This window comes from Streptomyces sp. NPDC058464, assembly GCF_042721035.1.
Taxonomy (GTDB): domain Bacteria; phylum Actinomycetota; class Actinomycetes; order Streptomycetales; family Streptomycetaceae; genus Streptomyces.
The window spans coordinates 110,970-127,931 of record NZ_JBHXMA010000020.1; the positions used below are offsets into that span (position 1 = coordinate 110,970).

A 16,962-nucleotide genomic window follows, 5' to 3' on the forward strand; every position below is an offset into this window, starting at 1 on the left:
TCCTGTTTGTTGAAAACTTGGCGGCCAAGGTGCTCCGCGCCGGCCGCGCCATCGACGCTGGGGAGTGGGCAATGACGACCACCTTCGAGAACGGACCGGGGCAGCTGTTCATCGGCGGCCACTGGCGGGAGGCCGCCGACGGGGCCCGGACGGAGGTGACCGACCCGGCCACCGGCCAGGTGATCACCACCGTCGCGGAGGCCGGGGCCGCCGACGTCGACGCCGCCGTACGCGCCGCCCGCGAGACCTTCGACGCGGGGGACTGGTCCGGACTCAGCGGCCGGGAGCGCGGCCGCGTGCTGCACCGCGTCGCCGAACTGATCCGGGAGAACGCCGAGGAGATAGCCGCCCTGGAGAGCCTGGACGTCGGCAAGCCCATCACGCTCGCCGGAGCCGTCGACGTCACCAACGCGGCCAACGACTACGAGCACTTTGCGGCCCTCGCCCACTCCCTGGACGGCGCCGTACGCGACATCCCGCTCAACGCCCTCGCCTACACCCGGCGCGAGCCGATCGGCGTGGTCGCCGCCATCACCCCGTTCAACTTCCCCCTCATCCTGGCCGGTTCGAAGATCGGCCCGGCCCTCGCCGCCGGCAACACGGTCGTCCACAAGCCCGCGGACGAGACCCCGCTCAGTGCTCTCTACATGGCGCGCCTGTTCCAGCAGGCGGGGGTTCCGGACGGTGTCGTGAACGTCGTCACCGGCGCCGGGCCGGTCGCGGGCGAGGCGCTGCTGCGCCACCCGGGCGTCGACAAGGTCGCCTTCACCGGCTCCACCGCCATCGGGCGGCACGTGGCGAGCACGGCCGGGGAGGCGCTCAAGCCGGTCACCATGGAACTCGGCGGCAACGCGGCCCACCTGGTCTTCGAGGACGCCGACCTGGAGAAGGCCGTCGGCGCGGTCATCAAGGCCTTCGTCTTCAACACCGGCCAGTTCTGCATGGGCGGCCCCCGGCTCCTGGTCGCCCGCCCCGTCTACGCCACCCTGCTCGGCATCCTCGCCGAGGCCGTACCCGGCGTCCCGGTCGGCGACCCGCGCGACCCGGCCACCGTGGTCGGCCCGATGGCGGGGGAGAAGCACCTGCGCAAGGTCGAGGAGTACGTCGAACTCGCCCGCAAGGAGGGCGCCCGCATCGTCTGTGGCGGCGAACGCCTCGACCTGAACGGCGGGTTCTACTACCGGCCGACCGTCGTCGCCGACCTGCCGAACGACTCCCGGGTGATCCAGGACGAGATCTTCGGACCGGTCCTCACCGTGCAGCCCTTCGACTCCGAGGACGAGGCCGTCGCCCTCGCCAACTCCACGCCGTACGGCCTGGCTTCGGGCATCCAGACCGGCAGCCTGGCCCGCGCGCACCGGGTCGCCGCCCGCCTGCAGGCCGGGATCGTCTGGGTCAACGACTGGGCGATGCTCGACCCCGCCGTCCCCTTCGGAGGCGTCAAGGCCTCCGGCTTCGGCCGTGAGTACGGCCCCGAGTCCCTCGCCGGCTACACCAAGGTCAAGTCCGTCGTCGTCTCGCTCGACTGAGCCCCGCAGACCAGGAGTTCCTACGATGTCCCTCACCACCCGAGCCGCCGTGGTCGAGTCCGGCGGCGCCTCCTTCACCCTCAGCGACGTCGAACTCGATGCGCCGGGGCCCTACGAGGTGCTCGTCCGCATGGTGGCCACCGGTCTGTGCCACACCGACCTCAGCGTGGCGAGCGGCGGACTTCCCTTCCCGCTGCCCGGAGTCCTGGGTCACGAGGGCGCCGGCGTCGTCGAGGCCGTCGGCTCCGCCGTCACCGGTGTGGCCTCCGGCGACCACGTCGTGCTGTCCTTCACCTCGTGCGGCACCTGCCGCAACTGCCACGGCGGCCACCCCGCCTACTGCACCACCTGGCTGCCGCTCAACCTGATCGGCGGCCGGCGCGCCGACGGCACGGCCACCGTCAGCCGCGGCGGCGAGCCGCTCGGCGGCCACTTCTTCGGCCAGTCCTCGTTCGCCGAGCGGGCGCTGGTGGACGAGCGCAGCCTGGTCAAGGTCGACCCGGACGTGCCGCTGGAGTCGATCGCCCCGCTCGGCTGCGGGGTGCAGACCGGCGTGGGCGCCGTGTGGAACGTCCTGGAGCCGACCACGGGCAGCACGATCGTCGTCCTCGGCGCGGGAGCGGTCGGCCTGTCGGCCGTGATGGCCGCCGCGCTCACCCCCGCCACCACGATCGTCGCCGTCGACCGGGTGGCCGAACGCCTCGAACTGGCGAGGGAGGTGGGCGCCACCCACACCGTCGACGCCACCCGGGAGGATGTCGGGGAAGCCCTTCGGCGCATCTCGGGCGGAGCTGGCGCCGACGGCATCGTGGAGACGACCGGCAGCGTCGCCGTCCTCCGCCAGGGCGTCGACGCGCTCGCCGCCCGCGGCACCCTGGTCGTGGTCGGCGCCCCGCCCTTCGGCACCGAGGTCCCGCTGGACGTCAACGGGTTGCTGGCCGGCAAGCGGATCGTCGGCCTGACCCTCGGCGACAGCGAGACCCAGGCCTTCATCCCGGCCCTGGTCCGGCTGGTCCGCGAGGGGCGGCTGCCGCTGCACCGGCTGATCAGCACCTACCCGTTCGCCGAGATCGACCGGGCCGTGCAGGACATGAGCACGGGCAAGGTGATCAAGCCCGTGCTCACCTTCTGACCGCGCAGGTCAGTCGACGACCAGGACCAGCTTCCCGGTGGTCCGGCCGGTGCCGCCCAGCTCGTGCGCCTTGGCGGCATCGGCCGGCGGGAAGGTCCCCGCGACGGTCGCCCGCAGCTTCCCCGACTCCACCAGCTCCGCGATCGCCCGCATCCCCGCCCGGTCGGCGTCCACCAGCATCCGCACCGCCCGCACGCCCAGCCGGTCGGCCTCCTCGTGGAACCGCGGGCCGCCCACGGGCAGGATCGACACCACGACCCCGCCCGGCCGCAGCACCCGCAGCGAGGCCACCGAGGTGTCGCCGCCGATCGTGTCCAGGACGACGTCGACGTCCCGTACCGTCTCCGTGACGTCCACGGACCGGTAGTCCACCGGCTCGTCCACGCCGATCTCCCGCAGGAAGTCGTGCTTGGCGGCGCTCGCCGTGCCGATCACGTACGCGCCGCGCGCCTTGGCGATCTGCACCGCCACATGCCCGACCCCGCCGGCCGCCGCGTGGATCAGCACCCGCTGCCCCGCCTGTACGTCGGCGTTCTCCACCAGCGCCTGCCAGGCCGTCAGCGACACCAGCGGCAGCGCGGCCGCCTGGACGTGGTCGATCCCGGCCGGCTTCGGCACCAGGGCGCGGGCGGGGAGGGTCACGTACTCGGCGTGCGTGCCGTGCCCGTACGGGTAGGAGGCCATGCCGAAGACCTCGTCGCCGGGCCGGAAGGCGGCGACCCCGATCCCGGTCTCCTCGACGGTGCCGGAGACGTCCCAGCCCAGGACGAAGGGCGGCTTGCCCAGGAAGCCGCCGGTCTCCCGGTGCTTCCAGTCGGTCGGGTTGAGGCCGGCCGCCCGCACCCGGACCAGCACCTCGTTGGGGCGCGGCTTCGGCCGCTCCACCTCGATCACCTTCAGCACCTCGGGGCCGCCGAGGACGTCCTGGCTGATCGCATGCATCGTGTTCACGTCGTTCATGGTCACCCAGCCTGCCGGGACACGCCCGGCGGGAAAATGGCACGATGGCCAACCTTCGATGGAATCGTGCCAGCCCCCTCCTCCTGGCGGGCGTGAACGTTCCGGCCCGCTCCGCCGTCCAAGGACGGCAACGGTGACGAGGGGCGGGGGCGGGCATGCGCAGAGGGCTGGCGGCGGGGACGGTGCTGGTGGCGGCCGTGGCGGTGGGGTGCGACGGCGCGGGCGGGCCGGACCTCGTGGTCGAGGGGACGCCGCCGGCGACGCCGTACCGCGGGTCGCTGGACATCCCCACGAAGGAGGTCGACGAGAGCACCCCGCAGGCCATGCGCACCGCCTCCGGCGCGGCCGGCCGCGCGCTGGAGTGCGACGGGGCGATCTACTGGGGCACCGGGCCCGACGGCTGGAGCGAGAGCGACGGCGGCGACTCGCCCGAGGCGGGCCTGCGGCTCTTCTTCGACATGTTCGATCCGGAGGTACCGCGCAGCGGCTACCGCGTGGAGCGCAGGCAGGCGGACCGGGTGCTCTACTCCTACGACGTCGGCGGGCGTACGAAAGTGGCCGTCGTGGTCGCCAGGGACCAGAAGGGCAGGCCCGGCTGGGGGCCGGAGACCAACGCCTCCTGCGATCCGTCCGAGCTGCCGGCGAGCGTGACGACGGGAGCGGGATGGCCCGAGATCTGGACCGACTCCGGCGGCCGCCGGGCACCGGTCTCGAAGATCACCAGCTCCACCGGCCCCGAGCACTGCGGTTGGCAGTCGGCACACTTCCTGACGTTCGGCGGCACGACCTACGTCCGCGATCCGCACGGCGTGTTCGCCGAGGGCTCCGAACTCGCCGGACGCTACGACGGGGACACCACCATGCCCGCCGGCGCGCACGACACCGGCTACCGCTTCCGCGACTGGCGCCTGTGGCTGACGGACGACGGCGACACGGCGTACGTCCGCACCTCGCACGGCGTGGAAGCCTGGCCCAAGGAGCGGCGCGGCTTCGCCTGTGCCTGACCGGTCAGCGGCTCATGTGCAGGGCGACCAGCAACTGCCAGACCTGGTCCGCCACTTCGTCCGGACCGGCGTCGAGCAGGCCGTGCAGCCAGTCGGCCAGCACCCCGGCGAAGGTGGCGGCCACCGCCGAGGCCACCAATGGGGCGTCCGCCGCGCCCACCAGCTCCCGCTCGGCCAGGCTGCGCGCCCGCAGGTCCCGGTGCAGCACCCGGCCCAGCGGACCCCCGCCGCCGGGTGCGAGCAACTCCCGGTACAGGGCCGCGTGCGGGACCAGCCCGGCGAAGAACTCCGGCAGCGCCGGCGGTGCGTGCACCGGATCCGGCCGGCCGCGCCAGGCGTGCAGCGCGTCCACGGCCTCCCGGACGACGTCCGCGCAGGCGTCGACCGCCAGCGCCTCCAGGCCGTCGTAGTGGACGTAGAAGGTGGCCCGGCCCACCCCGGCCCGGCGCGCCACCGCGGCCACCCCGGCCTCGGCGAGCGGTCGTTCGGCGCACTCGTCGAGCAGGGCCTGCCGCAGCCGCGCCCGGGTGCGGGCGGCCCGGGGGTCCTCGGCGGCCGGGCGGCCGGTCACCGGGCGGCGAGGACGGCGGCCAGCGCGAGCGCGCCGGGCAGCGCCTGAGCGAACAGGATCCGCCGGTTGGCCGTGACCGCGCCGTACACCCCCGCCACCACCACGCACGACAGGAAGAACACCTGGGCCCGGAAACCCGTCGGGTCGGCCGCGACCAGCCCCCACACCAGGCCCGCCGCCAGGAAGCCGTTGTAGAGACCCTGGTTGGCGGCGAGCGGCGCGGTCCGGCGGGCCAGTTCCGCGTCGAAGCCGTGGAAGCGCATCCCCGGGCCCTTCTGCCACAGGAACATCTCCATCACCAGGATGTACGCGTGCAGCGCAGCCACCAGCCCGACCAGCACGTTCGCCAGAATTTCCATGATCGGTGGACCCTCCCCATCTCTTGAACAGGTGTCCACTATAGCTGGACAGGTGTCCATGAGATCTCGGGCCGGTGCGGGATCCGGTCGTGGGGTACATGTCGGGAAGTCGCAGCCAGCAATGGGTATTTGTTGATTTGCCGCCAACTGGCGGAGCGTGACGGAACCCTCACTTCCTCTGCTTGCCGAGGTTGATCCTTTCGGGTTCAAACCCGATAAGCTCCCTTCCGTCACAGCGAGTTGACGCACCCCACGCTGGGTCCGTCCCGTCGTGTGCACTCACGAGTGCGGCCCTCGCACACTGCCCCTGTTCGTTGCTGTTCGATTGTGTTGCTTCTAAGGATGCAGATGGAACTCGCCACTCCGCCGCCGGCGGCGCGGGCCCCTGTCGCCTGGTACAGCTGGTGGCTGATGCCGCTGGCCTTAGGGGGAGGGACGGTCGCCGCCACGTTCATGAGCTCCGAGCGAATAACCGCTGCCGTCGCCGGCGCCGCGGCCACCGTCGCGAGCTCCGTGTGCGTGCGGCTTCTGATTCGCTCGCAGCGTCAACTGCGCAGCGCCGAAGGGTCGTTCCGCAGCTCGCAGGCCGAGCACTCCCAGCAGTGGCAGCAGCATGTCTCGGGCCTGGAGCGTAAGTTCTCCGCCGAGCGCGCCACGCTGGAGGCCCAGCTCAACGAGCAGTCGGCCACGTTCGACGCCCAGCTCGGTGAGCAGACGTCCGCCTTCGAGGCCCGGCTCACCGACCGGACCGCCCACTACGACGCCCAACTGGCCGAGCAGGCGCGGGCGTACGAGGAGCGGCTCGGCGACCAGCTGAAGTCCTCCGAGGCGCAGCTCGCCGACCAGGCCGAGGTCTGGCAGGAGCAGCTCACGCACCAGCGGGCCGCGATCTCCCGGCTCGCCGACGAGCAGCTGCCCGACGGACTGAAGCGGCTGCGCGACGGCGACGCCATCGACGACCTGCTGCCCGTCACCGACCAGTGCGCCAAGGTCGACAAGGACGTCCAGGCCGACCTGCGCCGGATCCTGCGCACCGCGCTGATCGGTGTGGAGGAGGAGTTCAACCGCTCCACCTCCGCCGAACAGGCCGTGATCAGCGTCGGCAACCGGATCCACGTCCTGACCAGCAAGCTGCGCGGCCGCCTGCACGAGATGCAGGGCGAGCACGGCCGGCTGCCCGCCGTGGCCCGCGGTCTGATGGAGCTCGACCAGGAACTCGGCCCCGCCGACTCGCTCGCCGGCAGCATCGGCGTGCTCGGCGGCTCGGACCGCCCCGGCCGCCAGTGGCAGGAGCCCCAGCGCCTGCTCAGCGTGGTGCGCGGCGGCATCGGCCGGATCAAGGACTTCCACCGCGTCGAGGTCCGGCACCTGCCCGAACTCGGCGTCGACGGCGGTCTGGTGGACCATCTCACGCTGATCTTCGCCCACCTGCTGGACAACGCGGCCCGCTACTCGCCGCCCACCGAGCCGGTCGTCGTCTCCGGCAAGGAGGTGCCCAACGGCGTCGGCATCGAGATCCAGGACTCCGGCAAGGGCCTGAGCGAGGAGAAGAAGCGCGAGGCCGAGCACTCCCTGGCGGGCACCGACGCCGGACCCGGTATCGGGGGCATCTCCGAGGACGCCAACATCGGCCTGCGGGTCGTCGGCATCCTCGCCCGCCGCTACGGCATCCGGGTCACCTTCGCGGACTCGCCCTGGCTCGGTACCTCGGTGGTGGTCGTGGTCCCGCACAAGTTCTTCAGCCCGCTGCCCGCGGCCCCCGCCGCTCCGGCCCCCGTGACGGCCTCCCCCGCCGCCGCGTCCCCGGTGCAGGCGCACGGCCCGGTCGCCGTCGAAACCGTCACTCAGCCGGAGTCCGGCGAGGCCCTGGACACCACCCCGGGCGGACTGCCCCGGCGGCGCAGCCGGCGCCGCGAGGAGGAGCAGCCCGAGGAGCGCACCGCGCGCACGGAGGGCGCCGCGTTCCCCGCGGTCCCGCCCGAGGAGTCCTTCGCCGGCCTGGCCGCCTTCGCCACCGCGGGCCGCGCGCCCGTCGCGGACGAAGCGGCGGACAGCGAGGCCGAGTTGACCGGAGACGAAGACGACGCGGCACCCGCGACCCCGGCCGGCGCCGATGACGCCGCCGCCGGACGCGAGTCCGCCGAGCACCGCACTGAAGAGAGCGACTAGTCCACATGACGCAACAGGGAACCGACGTGAGCTGGGCGCTCCGTGATCTGGTGGAGAGTATCCCGGAGATCCGTTTCGCCCTCGTGGCCTCCAGCGACGGCAAGGCCATCACCTCCTTTGGTGCCGAGGACCCCGACGACGTGGACCGCTTCGCGGCCGTGGTTGCGGGGCTGCAGGCCCTGGCCCAGCCGGTCGCCGAGCAGTTCCCCAAGTACGCGGGGCAGCTGCGGCTGGCGATGATCGAGGTCGACGGCGGTCATCTCTTCGTCGTACGGGCCGGTGTGGAGACGTATCTCGGGGTCCTGGCCCGCGAGGGGCTCGACCAGGGGCTGCTCGGTCACCAGATGAGGGACCTGTCACGGCGGATGGGCGAGCTGCTCGGCACCTCTCCGCGCCTGGAGGAGCACTCTGGATGAGTGCTCCCCGCCGGCCCACGGATCCGTCCGGTCTCGAGCGCTATTACGTCCTCACCGGGGGACGCAGCGGACCGGGCGGGTCGGCGTCGAGCCTCGACGTGGCCACCCTCGTCGTCTCCCGCACCGCCCCGGTCCCGGGGATGCAGCACGAGTACGAGGAGATAGTCCGGCGCTGCCGTGATCCGCTGTCGGTGGCCGAACTCACCGCCCATCTCGGATTGCCCTTCAACATTCTCGCGGTGCTGTTGGCGGATCTGCTGGACGCAGGCCGTATTGAAGCCCGTGATCCCATTCCGGCGCACCACGCCGGACGCGGGCCTGACCTCGCGCTCCTCCAGGAGGTACTCAGTGGACTTGAAAGGCTTTGACCATCCCGGCGACCCCGGTGCCGGGGGGACCCGCTCGGTCAAGGTGATGATCGCCGGGGGGTTCGGCACCGGGAAGACCACCATGGTCCGCTCCGTCAGCGACATCAAGCCGCTCACCACCGAGGAGACCCTCACCCAGGCGACCGTCGGCGTCGACAACCTCATCGGCGTCGCGGACAAGACCGAGACGACGGTCAGCCTCGACTTCGGCAAGATCAGCCTCAACGAGAACCTGATGCTGTACCTGTTCGGCACCCCCGGACAGGAACGGTTCTGGTTCCTGTGGAACGGCCTGTTCAAGGGCGCGCTCGGCGCGATCGTCCTGGTGGACACCCGAAGACTGGCCTCCAGCTTCCGGGCGATCGAGGAGATGGAGCGGCAGAACGTGCCCTTCGTCATCGCCCTGAACGTCTTCCCCGACTGCCAGGAACACCCCGTCGAGGAGATCCGGGACGCCCTCGACATCTCCCCGCACACCCCGATCGTGGCCTGTGACGCCCGGGACCGGGCCTCCAGCCGCGATGTACTGATCGCCCTGATACGTCATTTGAAGGAACGCTCCGCCGTCGCACTGGAGCCCCGATGAACGACCAGAGCCTCGACAGCCCCGACGCCCCCCGCGGCTGCCCGGTCGCGCATGGTTCGCCCGAACTGGCCCGGCTGTACGGGCCGGAGGCGGCGACCGACCCGCACGACATCTACGAGCGGCTGCGCAAGGAGCACGGCTCCGTCGCGCCGGTGCTGCTGGAGGGCGACATCAACGCCTGGCTGGTGCTGGGCTACCGGGACAGCCGGCGGGTGCTCGACAACCCCAGCCAGTTCCCACGGGATGCGCGGACCTGGCGGGACTACCGGGAGGGGCGGATCGAGGAGACCTCTGCCCTGATCCCGATGCTCGCCTGGCGTCCCGACTGCGTGTCCCAGGACGGTGAGCCGCACCGCAGGCTGCGCGGCGCCGTCAACGACGTGCTGCAGGCCGCCGTCAGCCGTGGTACCCGGCGCCACGCCACGCACTTCGCCAACAAGCAGATCGACCGGTTCGCGGCCGTCGGCCGCGCCGATCTGGTGGCGGACTACGCCGACTTCGTGCCGATGCTCGTGATGAGCCGCGTTCTCGGACTCGCCGAGGTGGAGGGGCGCCGGCTGGTCGAGTCCTGCGCCGAGCTGCTCAAGGGCGGCGAGGACGCCGTGATGCACGACGGCAGGATCAGGGAGATCTTCGGCGAACTCGTCGAGCGCAGGCGGACCGAACCCGGCTCCGACCTCGCCACCGACCTTCTGGACCATCACGCGGCTCTCGACCACGACGAGGTCGTCGATCACCTGCGCATGGTGATGATCGCCGCGGCTGTCACGACCAACCTGCTGGCCCGGGTGCTGCGGCTGGTCCTGACCGACGCCTCCCGGCTCTCCGGGCTGACCAGCGGGCAGCTGAACATCTCGGCGGTGATGGAGGAGGCCATGTGGAACTCCCCGCCGCTGACCGTCCTGCCGGGGCGCTTCGCCGCCAGCGACGTCGAACTGGGCGGGCATCTCATCGGGGCGGGCGACCTGCTCGTGCTCGGTCTCGCCCCGGGAAACCTCGACCCCGAGGTCCGGCCCGACCCGGGTGTCTCGGTGGAGGGCAACCAGGCGCACCTGGCGTTCGGCGCGGGCCCTCACGAGTGCCCCGGGCAGAGTATGGGTCAGTCCATGATCGAGATCGCGGTGGACGTCCTCCTGCACCGGCTGCCGGGTCTGCGGCTGGCCGTGCCGGCGGACGAGCTCACCTCGACGGCCTCCACCTGGGAGTCCCGGCTGGACGGACTGCCGGTCGAGTTCCCGGTCTGAGCACGCTGCTGCCCGGCCGGAGGACCGGCCGGGCAGCAGTGTCGTCGGTGGTTCCGGAACAGGATCGAGGCGTCAGCCGTCGAGCCAGTCGCCGGTGACGGTCGTGGGCTGGTGTCCCGTGGCGTTCCAGATGAAATGCGGGTGGGCGCAGCCGAACATGTAGGAGAGCAGTGCGGTGTCCTCCCTCCCGGTCTGAGGGTCGTACAGGGTGTAGAACTTTTCGGATCCGACTGCGCCGGCGTCCTGTTGGATCTGCCGAGCGCGGTCCGGGGACGGTGCATCCATGGATGCCTCCACGGCGGCGACGTAGGTGCGGCGCAGGATCTCCCAGGTGCTGTCGGTATTGCCCTGCCAGGGGCCGTGCAGTGCTTCGAAGGCATGGAGCTCGGCGTCGAAGAGGGCCCATGTCCGGGGGAACTGGGCTCGGCAGAGCGCGGACAGCTCGGCGGTCCGGGAGCTCAGTGCCGGTGCGCTGGGGCGCGGGCCGATGGTGAGGGTGGTGCCGTGGGTGAGGATGCCGGTGCACGGGTTGGGCTGCAGGTCGCACAGCGGGCAGTCCTCGGCCGGGGGGAGGCCCTCGGTGATGCCGTCGAACCACAGGGCGTGGCGGCCCGTGAGTCCCATCCAGACGATGGTGCTGCTCATCAACCAGGTGTTCCACATCGGTTCATGCGCCTCGGGCATGCAGCCGTACTTGATGAGGGCGATCGTGCAGGCGGCGTAGAGGGCCTTGGTGTGGGTGGGTAGGTCGGCGAGCCAGAAGTTGCTGATCTCGCCGGTGAGGGAGTCGACCCGTACGTCGCCCATGTCGTCGATGACGCGGCACAGCAGCAGGGAGGCGAGGTGTTCCTCCTGCCAGAGTTCGGTGTCGGGTGAGACGTGCCAGAACAGGCAGTCCAGCATCTGCAGGGCCGAGTAGGTGCTGTGGTCGAGCGGGTTGGTCTGGGGAAGCGTGACGCCGCCCGCGTGGTGCTGCTGGAGCCAGTACTCGTCGGCGGATCGCTTGTGGGCCGCGTAGAGTCCGCAGACCAGGGCGCGGGCGCTGTTGATGCTGAAGCTCTCGGCCAGGCGGCCTTCGACGAGTTGGGTGACGTGCGTGGTGTCGATGGTGTCGATCACGCGCTTGTACTCGTGGAAGACGAGGATGTCGTCCTCGAAGCGGTGGCGGAGGCCAAGGTCTCGTTCAAGGTCGTTCAACTGCCGGACCCAGATCCATCCAGCGGTCAGGACGCTGTCGAGTTCCGGGCGGTAGGGCCAGGCCTTGACGGTGAGGGGACGACCGGCGCTCTGCCGCCAGCTGTAGTCGGCCAGCGTGCGTGCGGGGGGTGTGGGCAGCCGCCGGCACAGCGGGCAGGCGCAGGCGGTCGCCGGCTCCTCCTCGCGCGGCGGGGCGAGTGCCCGGCTCCGCCAGGCCCCCTCCAGCATCGCGCAGGTCAGCCGGCAGAGCTCGACATCGGTGCTGACCTGGGGGAAGGCAGCCTCGATCAGGCGCAGGCCGGTGTCGAGTCGTTTCAGCCGGGCGTAGCCCTCCTCGTCGGGAGGGAGGAACGCGCGCGGCACCAGTTGGAGGGCTCCCTCCACATGCAGCGTGGTGCCGGCGTGGGGGGAGCCGAGTGCGTCCAGTCGCTCCTGGGCGGCGTCCTGGTGCCGGCGGTGCTCCTCCGTGCGCCCGTCGATGCGTTCCAGCAGGAGGCGGGCCAGGGCGTTCGCCGCCTCCGCGGGCTGGAGCTGGGCGCTTGGCCGCGCCGGCAGCAGGCTGTCGGCGGACTCCTTCGGAACAGCGCCTATGACTCGAGAATTCACACCGGTCTCCTTCGAACTGTGGTCCTGGCAACCGGAATTGACCGGCCATGGTCGTCGGCCGGTGGTGTCCGGGAATCTGCTGTCCCTGCCGCGACGGCCTCGCCGGACAGCCGGACTCACGCGACCGGATCCGGCTCCTGCCGCGAACGACCGCGAGGGGCACGACTGCTGTGTTGACGGCGGAGGAAGCGGCGCGGGTAGCCGACCAGCCCTACGAGGACCGGCCCTACGAGGTCCGGCCTGACAAGGTCCGGCCTGACGAGGACCAGCTCGACGAGGTCCGGCTCTACGAGGGCGCGCTGCCTCGTGTCCGCTTGGTTCTCGAACGCGGCGAGCCGCTCGCCCACGGCGGATTCATCCTCGACGCCGCCGGCCTTCCATGAACGGGGCCCGCCCTTGCCGAAGCGCCCTTGCTACAGGACGAGCACCTGTGTCGCCGCCTCGGCTGTGCCCATCAGAAAGCACGCGCGGCCCGTCGGGCGCGGCGCGACCACCGGATCCGGGGTGCGCGGCCAGGCCCGGGCCGCGGCCTGCGACAGGTCCCGCGACGTGTGCTCCGGATGCTCGACGACGGGGGTCTCGAAGGGCAGGTCGAACGTGACGTCCTGAGGCATGTGTTTCCTTTCGGGCGACAGTGCGCAGAGCCCCCCGTCTCTGCGAACGGGTGGCCTGTCGGCCACCCGTGCACTCGAACTGGCCTTCGTGGCTCGAAAGTTGAGCCGTGAGGCGCTACGAGGCTGCCCAGAGCGTAAATGATCTACGCGTGACCTGACCGTGACGTGTGTTACTGCTCAGGCCTCCTGAGCTGAGTACACTCGCGCGCCCCCCACGTAGGTGTGCGCGACGCGTGTGTCCGCGATGCGCTCGGGGGGCCCGGCGAACGGATCCCCGTCCAGGACCACCAGATCCGCGAGCGCCCCGACCGCCACCCGCCCGGTGTCGTCGAGGTGGTTCACGTAGGCCGAACCGGCCGTGTACGCCGTGACCGCCGCCGCCAGGCTCAACCGCTCCTCGGGCAGGAACACCGGCGCGTCGCCGCCCGGTTCGACCCGGTTCACGGCGACATGGATGCCCTGGAGCGGGTCGGGGCTGCTCACCGGCCAGTCGCTGCCGGCCGCGAGCCGCGCCCCGGCCCGCAGCAGCGCCCCGAACGGGTACTGCCACCCGGCCCGTTCGGACCCCAGGAAGGGGATCGTCAGCTCGTCCATCTGCGGCTCGTGCGCGGCCCACAGCGCCTGGATGTTGGCGGTGGCGCCCAGTTGGGCGAAGCGCGGTACGTCGGCGGGGTGCACGACCTGGAGATGCGCCAGGTGGGGCCGCGTGTCGCTCATCCCGTTGGCCGCCCGCGCCGCCTCGACCGCGTCCAGTGCGTCCCGTACGGCCCGGTCCCCGAGCGCGTGGAAATGGCACTGGAAGCCGAGCGAGTCCAACTCGGTGACATACGACGGGAGTTGCTTCGGATCGATGAAGCTCTTGCCCCGATTGCGCGTCGCGCAGCCGCACTTGTCCAGGTAGGGATCGAGCAGCGCGGCCGTGCCGTTCTCGGCCACCCCGTCCAGCATCAGCTTCACCGTGCCCGCCCGGAACCGCCCATGGCTCAACGCGGCCCGCTTCTCGACGAGTTCGGGAACCTGCTCGGCGCCACGCTCCCGGTCCCACCACAGGGCCCCGACCACCCGTGCGGTCAGTGATCCGTCCCGGGCCGCCGTCAGATACGCCTGCGACGGGTCGTCCATGCCGAGGAACTCCCCGACCAGCGCGTCCTGCCAGGCCGTGATGCCGAGCGCGTGCAGATGCCGCTGGGCGTGCAGCAGCGCCGCCAGCCGGTCCGCCGGGCCGGCCGGCGGCGTGAGCCGGCCGACCAGCTGCATCGCCCCCTCCTGGAGCGTGCCGCTCGGCGCGCCGGAGGCGTCCCGCTCGATCCGCCCGTCGGCCGGGTCGGGCGTGTCGCGGCCGATCCCGGCCAGCTCCAGCGCCCGGCTGTTGACCCACGCCCCGTGATGGTCCCGGTTGGGCAGGTACACCGGCCGGTCCGGTACCACTGCGTCCAGCAGCTCCTTCGTCGGCGTGCCGCCCGCGAACGCCTCCATGGACCAGCCGCCGCCCAGGATCCACGGCCGTTCCGGATGCGCCTGTGCGTAGGCGCGCACGGCGGCCACCGTCTCCTCGGCGGTCCGCAGCCCGGTCAGATCGCACTGGGTCAGTTCGAGGCCGGCCGGCACCGGATGGATGTGCGCGTCCTGGAACCCGGGCAGCAGCAGCCGCCCGGCCAGGTCGACCACCTCCGTGCGCGGCCCGGCGAGCTCCCGCACCTCCTCGGCGGGGCCGACGGCGGTGATGCGCTCGCCGGTGACGGCGACGGCGCCGTCGGCAGGGCCCCCGGGGGTGAGGACGGGGCCGCCGGTGAAGAGCAGATCTGCGTGCATGTTTCCTGTTCCTAGTTGGGGGTCGTGAGCAGCTGGGGCGCGTCCGCGTCCGTACCCTCGCCGGTGCGGAAGTACGGCGAGCGGCGCACGTACTTCGCCCACCCGGCCGCGACGAACCCGGACGCGATCATCACCAGCGGGGTGGTCAGCAGGAACCAGCCGTTGTCCGCGCTGACCTCGAAGTGGTCGGTGGAGGTGTAGAAGGACCAGCCGAGATAGCCGCCGAGGCCCAGCAGGGCGAGGGCGCTGAGCCCCGGGAGCACCACGGCCCGGACGCCCTGCCGCCAGTCCTCCCGGAGCAGGGCGCGGAAGCGTGCGGCGGCGGCGAGCGCGGTGAGCGCGTAGGACAGGGCGACGACGATGCCGACGGCGTTCACCGTCGCCATGATCATGTCGGCGAGCCGCGGGATCACCAGGGCGAGCGCGGCGACCGCCGTGGCCAGTGCGCCGATCAGCAGCGTGCCGGCCGCCGGGGTCCCGTACCGGGCACTGACCCTGGACCACACCGGCCCGAGGGTACGGTCCCGGCTCATCGCGAACATCCCCCGGGCCGTCGGGATCACCCCGGCCTGGAGCGAGGCCACCGCCGAGAACATCAGCGCCACCAGCGGCAGCGCGGCCCACGGCTGCGCGGCCAGCCGGTCGCCGAAGAACGCCAGTCCCTCGGCCCCGTGCCCGGCCAGCTCCTTCTCCGACAGCACCCGCTGGAAGGCCACCGAGCCGAGCAGGAACAGTCCCAGCATGGTCACCAGGGTGATCAGCCCGGCCCGGGAGGCGTCCCGGGGGTCGCGGACCTCCTCGTTGACGCTGAACGCGGCCTCGAAACCCCAGTAGCAGAACACCGAAAGGAGCAGGCCCTGGGCGAGCGCGGTCGCCGACGGGATCGCGAACGGGTCGAACCAGCTCAGGCTGAAGGGGTGCGGTCCGCTGACGATGCCGTAGCCGCAGAAACCGAGCAGCACGACGTACTCGAAGACCAGCAGCCCGGTCTGGAGGCGGGCGGCGGTGCGGATGCCGGTCACGGCGGTCAGGGTGACGGCGACCAGGACGACGATGCCGACGGCCGTGGTCTGCGCCGTGGAGCCGGGGTCGAGGGCGAGCGAGCCGATCCGGTGCACTCCGGCCTCGCCCGCCAGCTGCAGGATCGCGGAGCCCGTGACCGCCGTGGTGTACGCGAGGAACGCCACCGTCGCCACGATGTTCACCCAGCCGACCATGAAACCGAGCCACGGATTGAGTGAACGGCCCACCCACACATAGCCGTTGCCCGCGTTCGGCTCCACCCGGTTCAGCCGGGAGTAGGCGCCCGCGATGCCGAGGACCGGCAGGAACGCCAGCAGCATGACGGCCGGCAGATGCAGCCCGACCACCCCGGCCGTCACCCCCAGACCGATGCCGATGCTGGTCGTGGCGGCCGTACTCGACGCGGCGACCGCGATGCCGTCGAGGACGCCGAGGGATCTGCGCAACTCAGGGGGGTCTGCTGTGTAGGGCTGGTCGGTCATGGCCGGCACACTCCGCTCGCACCTGGGGGCCGGACTGGTCGGCCCCGGTGACGGGACATGAAACTGCCGGTGCCCTTCACAGGTCAACGGTGTTGTCATAAGGTGCCCGGCACAGCCCGGCACACCGTGAGGGAGGTTCCGTGAGCGAACGCGTCGTACCGGCCGCCGCCCGGCAGCGCCGGCGACCCACCAGACAGGGCGTGGTCCTCTCCGAGGAGCTGATCGTCGGGACCGCGATGCGGCTGATCGAGGAGCACGGCGCAGACGCCCTGTCCGTGCGCCGCCTCGGCCGTGCGCTGGGCGCCGACCCCAGCTCCCTGTACCGCTACTTCCGGCACACCGACGACCTGATGCTCGCCATCGCCGACGAGCTGATCGGCCGTACCCTGCGGATCTGGCGGCCCACCGGCGACTGGCGCGCCGACCTGCGCGACCTCGGCCTGCGCATGCACGCCGGCGCCCTCGCCCACCCCCGGGCGGCGGTGCTCAGCGCGCACCGGGTGACCGGGCGGACGTACGAGATCCAGGCCGTCGAGACCATCCTCGGGGTGCTGCGGAACGCCGGTTTCCCGGATCCCGAGGCGGTCCGCGTCTACCACGCCTTCGTCGACCAGGCCCTGGCGTACGGCGCCCTCGACTCCGCCAACACCGCCCTGCCCAAGGCCGCCCGGGACGCGGAGGCGGACGTGTGGCGGGCCACCTACGCGCGGCTGCCCGCCACCAGCCACCCGAACATCGCGGCCACCGCCCGCCATCTCGTGGCCTCGATGCGGGACAGCTCCTACCCCGCCGCGCTCGACCTGCTGCTGACAGCGGCCGAGGCCCGGCTCGCGCAGCTGCGCGCCGGGAAGCGCCCGGCGGGCGGCTGAATCCGCCGACCGGAGAGAGGC

At 71.9% G+C, this 16,962-nt stretch carries 17 protein-coding genes; 10 read left to right on the plus strand and 7 right to left on the minus strand.

The features are described 5' to 3' along the window. Positions 1-71: 71 nt before the first annotated feature. Positions 72-1,529 (plus strand): aldehyde dehydrogenase family protein, encoded by a 1,458-nt coding sequence (locus ACFWPQ_RS25670; protein ID WP_384039131.1) that lies wholly within the window; start codon positions 72-74, stop codon positions 1,527-1,529. A 25-nt stretch (positions 1,530-1,554) separates the two neighbouring features. After that, positions 1,555-2,661, plus strand: coding sequence for an NAD(P)-dependent alcohol dehydrogenase (locus ACFWPQ_RS25675; protein ID WP_384039134.1), 1,107 nt, complete (start codon positions 1,555-1,557; stop codon positions 2,659-2,661). 9 nt (positions 2,662-2,670) lie between these two features. On the opposite strand, the gene ACFWPQ_RS25680 is transcribed toward ACFWPQ_RS25675, so the two are convergent. Further along, positions 2,671-3,621 carry an NADP-dependent oxidoreductase gene (locus ACFWPQ_RS25680; protein WP_384039136.1) on the minus strand — a complete coding sequence of 317 codons (951 nt, stop codon included), beginning with the start codon at positions 3,619-3,621 and terminating at the stop codon, positions 2,671-2,673. Positions 3,622-3,776: 155 nt separating this feature from the next. Here ACFWPQ_RS25680 and ACFWPQ_RS25685 point away from each other — a divergent pair, with 155 nt between their 5' ends. Beyond that, positions 3,777-4,625, plus strand: a complete 849-nt coding sequence (locus ACFWPQ_RS25685; protein ID WP_384039139.1) for a hypothetical protein — start codon at positions 3,777-3,779, stop codon at positions 4,623-4,625. A gap of 4 nt (positions 4,626-4,629) precedes the next feature. On the opposite strand, the gene ACFWPQ_RS25690 is transcribed toward ACFWPQ_RS25685, so the two are convergent. Together ACFWPQ_RS25690 and ACFWPQ_RS25695 are read right to left on the minus strand one after the other, a co-directional pair. Beyond that, positions 4,630-5,196: a TetR family transcriptional regulator gene (locus ACFWPQ_RS25690; protein WP_361291663.1), complete on the minus strand. Its 567-nt coding sequence runs from the start codon at positions 5,194-5,196 to the stop codon at positions 4,630-4,632. Then, the gene (locus tag ACFWPQ_RS25695; RefSeq protein WP_361291665.1) at positions 5,193-5,555 is read right to left on the minus strand and encodes a DUF1304 family protein; all 363 of its coding nucleotides are present in this window, start codon (positions 5,553-5,555) and stop codon (positions 5,193-5,195) included. The genes ACFWPQ_RS25690 and ACFWPQ_RS25695 overlap by 4 nt, the downstream gene beginning before the upstream one ends. A 348-nt stretch (positions 5,556-5,903) precedes the next feature. Here ACFWPQ_RS25695 and ACFWPQ_RS25700 point away from each other — a divergent pair, with 348 nt between their 5' ends. The 5 genes from ACFWPQ_RS25700 to ACFWPQ_RS25720 are packed head-to-tail and all read left to right on the plus strand — an operon-like array spanning position 5,904 to position 10,338. Further along, positions 5,904-7,724, plus strand: coding sequence for an ATP-binding protein (locus tag ACFWPQ_RS25700; RefSeq protein WP_384039144.1), 1,821 nt, complete (start codon positions 5,904-5,906; stop codon positions 7,722-7,724). Between the two features lie 5 nt (positions 7,725-7,729). Then, complete coding sequence (locus ACFWPQ_RS25705; RefSeq protein WP_046733906.1) at positions 7,730-8,140, plus strand: roadblock/LC7 domain-containing protein; 411 nt, start codon at positions 7,730-7,732, stop codon at positions 8,138-8,140. Next, complete coding sequence (locus ACFWPQ_RS25710) at positions 8,137-8,508, plus strand: DUF742 domain-containing protein (protein ID WP_234537899.1); 372 nt, start codon at positions 8,137-8,139, stop codon at positions 8,506-8,508. Before ACFWPQ_RS25705 ends, ACFWPQ_RS25710 begins: the two co-directional genes overlap by 4 nt. Then, on the plus strand, positions 8,489-9,094 hold the full coding sequence (locus ACFWPQ_RS25715) for an ATP/GTP-binding protein (RefSeq protein ID WP_384039147.1): 606 nt from the start codon (positions 8,489-8,491) through the stop codon (positions 9,092-9,094). Before ACFWPQ_RS25710 ends, ACFWPQ_RS25715 begins: the two co-directional genes overlap by 20 nt. Then, a complete protein-coding gene (locus tag ACFWPQ_RS25720; protein ID WP_384039150.1) occupies positions 9,091-10,338 on the plus strand; it encodes a cytochrome P450 in 1,248 nt (415 codons plus the stop codon). Before ACFWPQ_RS25715 ends, ACFWPQ_RS25720 begins: the two co-directional genes overlap by 4 nt. 72 nt (positions 10,339-10,410) lie before the next feature. Here the strand turns inward: ACFWPQ_RS25720 and ACFWPQ_RS25725 are convergent, their stop codons facing one another. Next, entirely contained in the window at positions 10,411-12,141 is a 1,731-nt protein-coding gene (locus tag ACFWPQ_RS25725) for a hypothetical protein (protein ID WP_384039152.1), read from the minus strand. Positions 12,142-12,314: 173 nt separating this feature from the next. Here ACFWPQ_RS25725 and ACFWPQ_RS25730 point away from each other — a divergent pair, with 173 nt between their 5' ends. Continuing rightward, the gene (locus ACFWPQ_RS25730) at positions 12,315-12,524 is read left to right on the plus strand and encodes a hypothetical protein (RefSeq protein ID WP_384039155.1); all 210 of its coding nucleotides are present in this window, start codon (positions 12,315-12,317) and stop codon (positions 12,522-12,524) included. Positions 12,525-12,554: 30 nt separating this feature from the next. Here the strand turns inward: ACFWPQ_RS25730 and ACFWPQ_RS25735 are convergent, their stop codons facing one another. The 3 genes from ACFWPQ_RS25735 to ACFWPQ_RS25745 form a co-directional block, all read right to left on the minus strand. Further along, positions 12,555-12,755, minus strand: a complete 201-nt coding sequence (locus ACFWPQ_RS25735; protein WP_384039158.1) for a hypothetical protein — start codon at positions 12,753-12,755, stop codon at positions 12,555-12,557. Between the two features lie 177 nt (positions 12,756-12,932). Beyond that, positions 12,933-14,567 (minus strand): amidohydrolase, encoded by a 1,635-nt coding sequence (locus tag ACFWPQ_RS25740; protein ID WP_384039160.1) that lies wholly within the window; start codon positions 14,565-14,567, stop codon positions 12,933-12,935. A gap of 11 nt (positions 14,568-14,578) precedes the next feature. Next, complete coding sequence (locus tag ACFWPQ_RS25745; RefSeq protein ID WP_384039163.1) at positions 14,579-16,072, minus strand: APC family permease; 1,494 nt, start codon at positions 16,070-16,072, stop codon at positions 14,579-14,581. Positions 16,073-16,212: 140 nt separating this feature from the next. On the opposite strand from ACFWPQ_RS25745, the gene ACFWPQ_RS25750 reads away from it, so the two are divergent. After that, a complete protein-coding gene (locus ACFWPQ_RS25750; RefSeq protein WP_384039166.1) occupies positions 16,213-16,941 on the plus strand; it encodes a TetR/AcrR family transcriptional regulator in 729 nt (242 codons plus the stop codon). Positions 16,942-16,962: the final 21 nt, after the last annotated feature.